The sequence below is a fragment of the Streptomyces boncukensis genome (assembly GCF_011045075.1).
Classification (GTDB): Bacteria; Actinomycetota; Actinomycetes; order Streptomycetales; family Streptomycetaceae; genus Streptomyces; species Streptomyces boncukensis.
This window is the reverse complement of record NZ_JAAKZZ010000290.1, coordinates 1-9,496: the sequence shown is the minus strand read 5'-3', so window position 1 is coordinate 9,496 and position 9,496 is coordinate 1. Positions and strand designations below refer to the sequence as shown.

Here is a 9,496-nt window from a genome sequence, read left to right as displayed (position 1 = left end):
GTGGTGGACGCAGTCGCCGGAGATCAGCGCCGTCTCCCCCTGGCTGGTCAGTTCCACGGCGACGTGGCCGGGGGTGTGGCCGGGTGTTGGGATCAAGCGCAGGCCGGGGGCGATCTCGGCCCCCTTGTGCGGGACGTCGACCGTGCTCAGCAGACCCGCATGTTCGACCGGGATCACGGAGTCGCGAAACATCTGTTCGCGTGCCTCCTCCATGTCGTACGTGGCCCAGAACTCCCGCTCGGCGCGGGAGGTGAGGTAGCGGGCGTTGGGGAAGGTGGGGACCCATTCGCCGTTCACCTGCCGTGTGTTCCAGCCGACGTGATCGGCGTGCAGGTGGGTGAGGATCACCAGGTCGACGGAGTCCGGGGGGAAACCGGCGGCGGTGAGGCGCTCCAGGAAGTCGGTCCGCAGGTTGTGCCAGGCCGGGTTGGCCCGCTCCTTGCCGTTGCCGATGCCGGTGTCGACGAGAACGCGCAGCCCGTTCACGACGAACGCGAAGCTGTGGCTGTCGAGGTGCAGAATCCCGTCATGGCCGGCGAAGTGGGGGTGCAGCCAGTCCTGGGCGGTCACCACCTCAGGGGTGGCGTCGGGCAGCAGCCAGGGTCCGGTCGCGGGCGGCAGGGCGACTTCGTCGATGCGGTGGACTGTGACGCCGCCCACGGCCCAGGAGGGGATGGGAGTGGCGCCGGGGGAGGTGTGCATGGTGTGTCGTTTCCTTTGTTCTCTTCAGCGGAAGCGGTCGGTTGTTCTCTTCAGTGAGAGCGGTCGGCTTCGGGGCGGGGCGCCCCGCGTCGTGACGCGGTGAGTGTCGCCAGGGCCGCCAGAGCCAGGAGAGCGGCGGTGATGGCGTAGGCGTGTGAGGTGGTCCCCAGTCCGTAGTGCTGGGTGGCGGCGCCCGCGGCGACGGCGGGCAGGCTCATGGAGAGGTAGCTGAGGATGTAGTAGGCGGCCAGTGTCGCGGCGCGGTCCCGCTCGTCGAGCGAGGCGAGGAGCATACGCAGCGCCCCCTGGGAAACGGCGCCGAAGGCGATGCCAGCCAGCACCGCGCCGCCGTAGACGGCGGGCAGCCCGGCGCCGTGCAGACCGCTCAGGGTCAGGGCCGCGGCGGGCAGGACGGACAGGCAGCCGCCGATCGCCGTGGCGCGGGGCGGCCTGCTCCGCAGCGCCCATACGGTGAGCGCGGCGGTGGCGCTGAGGGTGAAGAAGACCATGCCGCGGGCTGCTTGCGGGGCGTCGGGGGCCACCAGGCGTACGAGGGCCGGGCCGAGGGAGGCGTAGAAGCCGCCCAGCGCCCAGACGGTGCCGACAGCGGCGCCCGCGGCCGGCAGGGTGCGGCGGACCGGGGGCGGGACGCCGGCCCGCGGGCGCAGCGACCGCAGCGCTCCCGCGCGGCGGTGGGCCGTCTCCGTGGTGAAGGTGGCCGCGATCGCCTGGGCAAGGAACAACGCCGCCAGCAGTACGTAGACGGTGACGGTGGGGGCGGGGGCGAAACGGACGAGCAGGGTGGAGACGAGCACGCCGGTGGCCATGCCGGCGACCGGGGTGACGCTGTTGGCCAGGGCGGACCGGCCCGGGCGCCGGGGGCTTTCCAGGTCGAGAAGCGCCGCGCCCGCGGCGCTGGTGGCCGCGCCGGTGGCCGCTCCTTGCAGGACCCGGGCGATGGTCAGGGAGCCCGCGCCGTCCGCTGAGGCCAGGAGGACCATGGAGGCGGCCGCCATGAGCAGGGCGCCTGCCAGGACGGGGCGTCGTCCCAGGTGGTCGGAGAGCGCTCCGGTGGTGAGCAGGGCCAGCAACAGGGCCAGGGCGTACGCGCTGAAGACCACGGTGACGGCGAGCGCGGAGAGGCCCCACCGGTCCTGGTAGAGCGGGTAGAGCGGGGTCGGAGCGCTGGACGCGGCCAGGAGGGCCGCGAGTATCGACACGTCGAGGGCGAAAGAAGCCGTGCGCCTCTTCGTAGGGGCGCGGGCGGACCGATGGGCGACGTACGCGGGTGCGTCGGACATGACGCCGGGCATGACGCCGGGCATGGGACCCCTTCCGTAAAGGCAATGAATTTGCGTTAACCCGACCGTAGGACCTACGGTCGGGTTAACGCAAACCGTTGGCTTTTAGTGTGGGGCGCTTCGTTGCCACGCCCCCTGATCAGGAGAAACCCGTGCCCTCCGTTGAACTCACGCCGCCCGAGGCCGCCCGCTGGGCCACCCGTGCCGGACTTCCACTGCCCGATGACCGCCACACCGCGGTCGCCGCCACCGCCAACCACATCCACTCCGTCGTCGCGGTCCTGCGTGAGCTGGACTTCGGGGACACCCCGCCCGCCGGCGCCTACCGCGCGGGAAAGGAGAAGCACGATGCAGCCGCATGAGCTGACCCTCGCCGACGCCGCGCAGCAGATCCGGGCCCGCCGGCTGTCCCCCGTCGCGCTGGTGGACTCGGTCCTCGACCGCATCGACCAGGTGGACCCGCACGTCGAGGCGTACGTCGCGGTCACCGCCGAGCAGGCCCGCGGCGCGGCGCGGGAGGCCGAGCAGGAAGCGGCCCGCGGCGTGTTCCGGGGATCGCTGCACGGCGTCCCGGCCGGGCTCAAGGACCTGATCGACGTCGCCGGCTCGCCCACCAGCGCCAGTTCCCGGGTCCGGGCCGGCCACCGCGCGGCCGCCGACAGCACGGTCGCCGCCCGGCTGCGGGCCGCAGGCTCCGTCCTGGTCGGCAAGACCCACACCCACGAATTCGCCTACGGCCTGACCACCCCGCAGACCGCCAACGCCTGGGACCGCGGCCGGGTCGCGGGAGGCTCCAGCGGCGGGTCCGCCGTCGCGGTGGCGGCCGGGGCGGCGACCTTCGCCCTCGGCACCGACACCGGCGGGTCGATCCGGGTTCCCGCCGCGCTGAACGGGGTCGTCGGCTGCAAGCCGACCTACGGGCTGGTGCCGCGCCACGGCATCACATCGCTGTCCTGGTCGCTGGACCACGTCGGCCCGGTCACCCGCACCGTCAAGGACGCGGCCCTGGTCCTGACCGTCCTCGCCGGGCACGACCCGCGTGACCCCGCCTCGCTGGACACCCCCGCCGTCGACCACCGGCCGGAACGGGAGCCGGACCTGACGGGCGTGCGCGTCGGGGTACCGCGCAATTACTACTTCGACCATGTCGACGCGGAGGTGGAGACCGCCGTCCGCCGGGGCATCGCGCAGCTGGAGACGCTCGGCGCCCATCTCGTCGAGATCGACATCCCGATGACCCGGTACATCCAGGCCACCCAGTGGGGGCTGATGGTGCCGGAGGCCACCGCCTACCACGAGGGCACGCTGCGTACCGTCCCCGAGCTGTACCAGGCGGACGTCCGCATCCTCCTGGAGGCCGGTGAGCTGATGGGCGCGGGCGACTATCTGCGTGCCCAGCGCTCCCGGACGCTCATGCAGGAAGAATGGTCCCGCATTCTGGAGAAGGTCGACGTGATCGCCGCCCCGGCGGTCCCGATGACCGCGGTGAAGACCGGCCAGGAGAGCGTCACCTGGTCCGACGGCTCGACCGAGGCCGTCTCTGACGCCTACGTGCGTCTGTCCTCCCCGGCCAACATCACCGGAGTGCCCGCCCTGTCCGTCCCGGTGGGCCACGACACGGCAGGCATGCCGATCGGCATGCAGCTGCTCGGGCGACCCTTCGGCGAGCGGCAGCTGCTGCGGGTGGGCCACGCCTACGAGCGGACGCAGCCCGCCCGATCGCTCGCGCCGGCCGCCTGAGAGCGACGTGCGGGCCGGACGGTTCCAGACCGGCCCCTATGCCGTTCGGCTCCGTTCGGATCAGGACCGGATGCCCGCAGCGAGAGGGCTCTGGCACGGCCGTCGAGCCGGCACGCTTCCTCTAAACGCAAGAACTATGCTTTAAGGTGAGCCCATGAGTCGTAAGCCGATGGTGCGCCCCGGCGGGCGCAGTGCACGGGTCCAGGCTTCGGTGCACACCGCTGTCCGCGAAATCCTGTCGGAGCGGGGCCGCGACGCAGTGACCGTCCCGCTGGTCGCCCAGCGCGCCGGAGTCACCCCCTCGACGATCTACCGCCGCTGGGGCGACCTTCAGGAGCTGCTGTCGGACGTCGCCGTGGAGCGCCTGCGGCCCGACACTGCGCCGGAGGACCACGGTGACCTGCTGTCCGACCTGACGGCCTGGGCCGAACAGTTCCTCGACGAGATGTCGTCCCCCTCCGGCCGCGCCTACATCCGTGACGCTCTGCTCGGCGACCCGGACGGCAGCTACGCCGGTCAGTGCTCGGCCTACGCGGCCGAACAGGTCGACGTCATGCTCGCCCGCGCGATCGGCCGCGAGGAGAACACTCCCGGCGTCGAGACGGCGATGGACCGCGTGGTCGCCCCCATGATGTACCGCATCCTCTTCCGCCCGGCCGGACTCGACGCCGCGTACGCCCGTCGGCTCGTGACCGAGCTCCTCGACGCGGGCGAAGAACACCCCCTCCCATGATCCAGATTCCTCGCGGCCCGCGCAGGAGGAATGGCCCAGATTCACCGTTGCTCATGCCCGCGGGCTGTCGCGGCTCGGGCGCGGCGAGGGCCTTCGGCTTGTGGCGTGGTCCGTGGAGATCACCGCTCTGGTCGGTATACGGCGCCGCGGCGGCCACGACCTTCTTGCCGAGGCTGGTGAGCTGCATGGGGTGTTTGACTCCGCCGCGGACCAGGAGCTCGCCGTCCAGGTCCTGTTCCAGCTTGCGGATCTGTTCCTGCCGCCGGCCGCAGCAGAGCGGGCAGGCCAACCCGAGGCTGCTGTGGAGCCGTTTGAGGTTGTACCAGCTCTCGATCCACTCGAAGATCGCGGTGCGTGCGGTGGCCCGGCTGGGCCAGGGCCGGTCGCAGGGAAGCTCCCGCTTGAGGGTGGCGAAGAACGACTCGGCGAGCGCGTTGTCCCAGCACTGGCCGGTGCGGCCGACGGAAAGCCGGATGCCGAACCCTTGGGCGAGTGCGGCGAATTCACGACTGGTGTACTGGCATCCGCGGTCGGAGTGGAAGATCACACGGGCGGGTGGGCGGCGCTGATGACAGGCCGCGCGCAGGGCATCGGCGACCAGGCTGGTGCGCAGGTGATCGGCGGTGGCCCAGCCCACGACGCGGCGGGTGGCGATGTCGATGACGGTGGCCAGGTAGAGCCAGCCCTCCTCGGTGGGAACGTAGGTGATGTCACCGCACCAGCGGTTGTCGGCGGCGGTCGGGTCCGGCTGGAAGTCGCGTGCGACCAGATCGGGCCGGATGAGTGCGGCCGGATCGGGGACCGTGGTGCGGTGCCGGGGCGGGCGGTGGCGGCCGGTGAGGCCGGCAGCTCTTATCAGCCGGACGACGCGTCGACGCCCGCAGGCGGTGCCCTCGCCGCGGAGGGCGGCGTGGATGCGCGGGGCACCGTAGGTGCCGCGGGATGACTGGCGGACTTCGCTGATCCTCCCGGTCAGCTCCGCGTCGCGGACCGCCCGGGGGCCTGGGGTGCCGGTACGGCGGGCGTAGAAGGCGGCTCGGGAGACCTTCAGCAGCTCACAGGCGCGTTTGACGCTGTGGCCTGCCTGTTTCTCCGCCTCGATGAACGGGTGCACGTTCACCGGGTCTCCGTCGCGAAGAAAGCGGTGGCTCGCTTGAGGACCTCGACGTCTTCGCGAAGACGCTGGTTCTCCCGGCGCAGGCGAGTGAGTTCCTCCTTCTCGTCGCTGGTCAGCCCGGGCCGCTGTCCCGCGTCGGTCTCGGCCTGGTGGAACCACGGCCGCACCGCGGTCTCCGTCAGGTCGAAGTCCTTGGCGATCTGACCGATCGAGCGGTCGCCCCGCTGGCACAGCTCAACGATCCCGGCCTTGAACTCCGGCGTGAACGAGCGACGAGGACGTGGCTTCTTCTTCCCCATGCTCTCCATGGTGGACATCCTTCCGGGGCGACGCCCCTGATCTCGAATGTCCGTCAAACCGGAGCAAGCTCAGACTTCGCGAGCCGCGGTCTCCATCGGGTCTTCATCCGGGTCAACGATGCCGCCGGGAAGTTCTCAGCCGAACGTCTCCGGCACGAAGCGGTAGCGCCACAGCATGAGCGCGCGATCCTGGTCATCGACTACAGCCGCGATAGCGACGTGGTGGAGCCGAACGACGTGATGTTCGAACCGCTCGACGCCTGGAGGGCCTACGTCCACGAGGTTGAGGTTCACCCAGCGGTTCTCGTACAGGCTCCGCTCACCATGGATCTTCCACGGCTCCACCCCGGTCGGACGTTCGACACTGACACCACCAGCGACGCGGTATGAGCTGCGACCGAAGACCTCCAGCAGCCCCTCTGACACGAGGCGTGCGAGAACCTGCCGCAGCGCTGTACGGCGCACGGGCAGCATCTCCTCCAGCTTGCGTTCACTGGGGATCTTCTCCCCGGGCTTCAGCTCTCCGGAGTCGATCCACTGCCGGATCGTGTGGTACGCCTCCATGGACTGCGGTCCCATGTTCGGAGAGCCCCCCCGGTTCATCGACTGGTATGTGCCAGCGTAGCGGGAGGGGAACGGCACCTGATGCAGGGCTGGTAAATAGAGCTCCTCTCGATTCATGCAGGTCATGTGAACCTCACAGACGCCTTGACGTTCTGGCGCTCTGTCTTGACTCTCGAAGTGATCCCGGCTGAGGAGGGTGCAGTGCGCGGACCAGACGAGATCAACGGGTACAACCTCTACGACAACGAGGTCGTCTCCAAGCCCGACGAGGACGAGCAGCAGGAAGAAGACGAAGAGTGAAGCGAGACGCGAAGGGGCGGAAGTGGGCTGAGCCGTTTCACCTCAAGATCAATCGCCAGGTGGGCAAGAAGCTCGGCAGGAAGCTGAAGCACGGAGATGCCGTGCGCATCGACGGGCGGTTCTTCCATGTTGACGACGTACTAGACCACGACGACCCTGCGAGGCGCGTGTTGCTCGGACACTGGGATGTCTCGGACGGGACCGATGGCGCTGTTGTGGAGGCGGCGCGGTTGTACGAGGTCCGGTAGGGCGAGCGGGGCTCATTTCGGCGGTGCCGGCCAGCTCGCACAGCTTCAGGGGGATTCATGCCCAGTACGATCCGCACCGTCGGGGACCTTATCGCTATTCGGGAGTTTGCGCAGAGCGATGTTGAAGACGTGAGGCGTGTCGTTGGCGACGACCGCGTAACCCGATGGCTCTCGCACGACAGCCGCGGCAAGGAAGAAACACGAGCCATGGTCGAGCGAATTACGGCAATGGCGGCAGAAGAGCCACGCACTGACTACTCACTCGCGGTTGTTGCGCCCCCCAGTGACCGCGTTATCGGCTTCTGCCGAATCGGTCTGAGTGGCATCGAGGCTGGAAAGCTTGGTTACGCTATTGCCTATGACGATTGGGGCAAGGGGTACGCGACAGACACCGCTCGAACCATGGTGGACCTCGGATTTCGGAAACTCGGACTCCACCGCATCAGTGCTGCTATCGGCCCTGACAACACGGCTTCCCAACGGGTTGTGGAGAAGTTGGGATTCACGAAAGAAGGCACCCTACGCGATCACGTATTCACGAATGGAGCGTGGCGCGACAGCGTTCTGTACTCGCTCCTTCAGCCAGAGTGGGCCAACATCAAGCAGTAGTCACGCGAGGGTCCTAGGGGGCGCCTCTGCCGGAGGCGCCCCTCAGTCATGAATGCAATGATTGCTTCCGAATCGATCCGGCGGGTGGGCAGTCGGCGGGCCTCCTCATCTGGTCCTGGTGACCTCGCAATTCACCCGTCCTTACAACTCTGTATGGACTGCGCAGCGTCCAATCGCCGACGGACCCGATACGCGGCTGCGTGGATCTCGGGTGCAGCTCGCTGGATGAAGCGCCCGACCACGGTGTCTGAGCCGTACCGGCCCACGATCTCGTCGACCCGCTCCGGCGTCGTTGTGTGCCCGCCAGCTGGCGTCGTGGTCATATCGCACATCACGAGAGCGTCGACGAGGTCGGGACGCTCCTGCTCGAACTCAGCCTCCAGCTCCTCACGGAGCCCGCGTTCCTCTGCTTCCAGAAGCGCAAAGGAGTGGTGTGCTACGAGTCGGACGACGCGTTCGTCGGCATTCTCCTGGTCCCGCAGGAACCGGGCCCCGTCGAGCGGATGGAACCCCGTGGTCGCGATCGATGGGGAGTAGCCGACGTCATGCAGTACCGCCGCGGCCTCCATAAGGTCCGCGTCCTGCCCCAGGATCGGACGCAACTCCCGGGCCCGGCCGGCCACACCCAGTGAGTGCGACCAGCGACGCGGGAGCGGCTTGGACAACATTGACTCGGACAGTGAGTGGGCCCAGCTCGTCAACATCAGCTCTCCCACCGAGCGGAGGTGCGGAAGTTCGCCCCATGATTCTCTCCCACGTTCTCAACCGTGCCACGCCCAGGTTCACTCTTCCCAGCCCTCGGCAGGACGACAGCAGATAGCGAAGCGGAACCACCCTCCGGTGAATATGCGGTGACGTTGCCCAGGTCGGCAATCCCGCCAGCCGCTCCGCAGCAGGTCACACGCATGAGTGCCCTGAAGGAGATCACTCTCTTCTAAGCACCTGGCCGCAGGTTCGAGTCCTGCCGGGGGCGCTCCGACCCGCCCTCCCTTCGGGAGGGTCCGGCTGACACCGGGCAAAACCGGGCTGCTACGGGTGCCGTCCCACATGCGTCCCACAGAATCGGTGGACTCGGGACCGCCCCAGCACACATGCGTAGATGGCCTTCGCCCAGACGCGCCGGAACACCGAGCCCGCCAGCATGCCGCCCCTCTCCCCCGGAAAGAGGAGGTCCGCAGGCTTGAGATCGTACTTCTGGCCAAGCGGGGCCTGGCCCGCGGCGCGCCCGCCGGGCTGCCCGACCTGGAGGCCGCGCTCGCGCTGGTGCGGGGACGGCCCCCGACCGGGTTCTCCGGAGCAGAGCTGCCCTGGGCACTCCCGCTCGTGCAGACGATGCTGGTCCGCATCATCGACGTCGCCCACACGATCGCCACCCGGCAGCGCCAGGCCCCGGCTGCAAGCCGTGACGGCCGGCCTCGCCGTCGACGACACCGCCGACGTCCTCTACCAGGGCTGGATGCCCATCGAGGAGGCCGCCTCCAACCGCAAGGGGGTGTACCAGGCAATCGAACAGCTCCGGGCCGTGTGCCGACGGCTCGATGTGGAATGCAGCCGGAGACCGGAGCCGTCATCAACGGCATCCTCGCCCCCTCCGGTCCCCGGACCACCGCCGCCTGGGGGCCTTTTCTCTCTGTTCGGCGGTGTGTTCGTGCCGGGGTTGGTAGGGGGTGCGGTGCTTGAGCATGGCGTGCAGGACGTTGACGCGGCGGTGGGTGAGGCAGGTGAGGGCGGCGTTGTGGCGTTTGTGTTCGGCGCGTTTCTTGTCGTAATAGACCCTGGATTCCGGGGTACTCAGCGAGGCGAACGAGGCCAGGAACAGGGCCCGTTTGAGCTGCTTGTTGCCGCCGCGGGGTGGTCCTTCGCCGGGGGGGGAGGTTCCCGAG

At 69.1% G+C, this 9,496-nt stretch carries 9 protein-coding genes and 3 pseudogenes; 5 read left to right on the top strand and 7 right to left on the bottom strand.

Translation table 11 applies throughout. From position 1 onward, the window contains the following. Together G5C65_RS23915 and G5C65_RS23910 are read right to left on the bottom strand one after the other, a co-directional pair. Positions 1-702: MBL fold metallo-hydrolase (locus tag G5C65_RS23915; protein WP_165300979.1), on the bottom strand; the 702-nt coding region annotated here is incomplete at its 3' end. Between the two features lie 50 nt (positions 703-752). Next, positions 753-2,003, bottom strand: a complete 1,251-nt coding sequence (locus G5C65_RS23910) for an MFS transporter (RefSeq protein ID WP_241266003.1) — start codon at positions 2,001-2,003, stop codon at positions 753-755. Positions 2,004-2,155: 152 nt separating this feature from the next. On the opposite strand from G5C65_RS23910, the gene G5C65_RS23905 reads away from it, so the two are divergent. The 3 genes from G5C65_RS23905 (at position 2,156) to G5C65_RS39515 (ending at position 4,476) form a co-directional block, all read left to right on the top strand. Next, positions 2,156-2,365, top strand: coding sequence for a hypothetical protein (locus G5C65_RS23905; protein ID WP_165300977.1), 210 nt, complete (start codon positions 2,156-2,158; stop codon positions 2,363-2,365). Further along, positions 2,352-3,743 (top strand): amidase, encoded by a 1,392-nt coding sequence (locus tag G5C65_RS23900; RefSeq protein ID WP_165300976.1) that lies wholly within the window; start codon positions 2,352-2,354, stop codon positions 3,741-3,743. The genes G5C65_RS23905 and G5C65_RS23900 overlap by 14 nt, the downstream gene beginning before the upstream one ends. Positions 3,744-3,897: 154 nt before the next feature. Continuing rightward, positions 3,898-4,476, top strand: a complete 579-nt coding sequence (locus G5C65_RS39515; protein WP_165300975.1) for a TetR/AcrR family transcriptional regulator — start codon at positions 3,898-3,900, stop codon at positions 4,474-4,476. Between the two features lie 289 nt (positions 4,477-4,765). Here the strand turns inward: G5C65_RS39515 and G5C65_RS39510 are convergent. The 3 genes and pseudogenes from G5C65_RS39510 to G5C65_RS23880 form a co-directional block, all read right to left on the bottom strand. Continuing rightward, positions 4,766-5,590: pseudogene (locus tag G5C65_RS39510) on the bottom strand (IS3 family transposase); the annotation flags it as partial. 2 nt (positions 5,591-5,592) lie between these two features. Beyond that, on the bottom strand, positions 5,593-5,901 hold the full coding sequence (locus G5C65_RS23885) for a transposase (RefSeq protein ID WP_165300973.1): 309 nt from the start codon (positions 5,899-5,901) through the stop codon (positions 5,593-5,595). 63 nt (positions 5,902-5,964) lie between these two features. Beyond that, positions 5,965-6,471, bottom strand: a pseudogene (locus tag G5C65_RS23880) (GntR family transcriptional regulator); the annotation flags it as partial. Positions 6,472-6,752: 281 nt separating this feature from the next. Between G5C65_RS23880 and G5C65_RS23875 the strand changes: the two are divergent. Beyond that, positions 6,753-7,004: a hypothetical protein gene (locus tag G5C65_RS23875; protein ID WP_165300972.1), complete on the top strand. Its 252-nt coding sequence runs from the start codon at positions 6,753-6,755 to the stop codon at positions 7,002-7,004. Positions 7,005-7,061: 57 nt separating this feature from the next. Continuing rightward, positions 7,062-7,613: a GNAT family N-acetyltransferase gene (locus G5C65_RS23870; protein ID WP_165300971.1), complete on the top strand. Its 552-nt coding sequence runs from the start codon at positions 7,062-7,064 to the stop codon at positions 7,611-7,613. Positions 7,614-7,744: 131 nt separating this feature from the next. On the opposite strand, the gene G5C65_RS23865 is transcribed toward G5C65_RS23870, so the two are convergent. Both G5C65_RS23865 and G5C65_RS39505 read right to left on the bottom strand, forming a co-directional pair. Continuing rightward, a complete protein-coding gene (locus G5C65_RS23865) occupies positions 7,745-8,317 on the bottom strand; it encodes an HD domain-containing protein (protein WP_165300980.1) in 573 nt (190 codons plus the stop codon). 953 nt (positions 8,318-9,270) lie between these two features. After that, positions 9,271-9,496: pseudogene (locus G5C65_RS39505) on the bottom strand (IS110 family transposase); the annotation flags it as partial.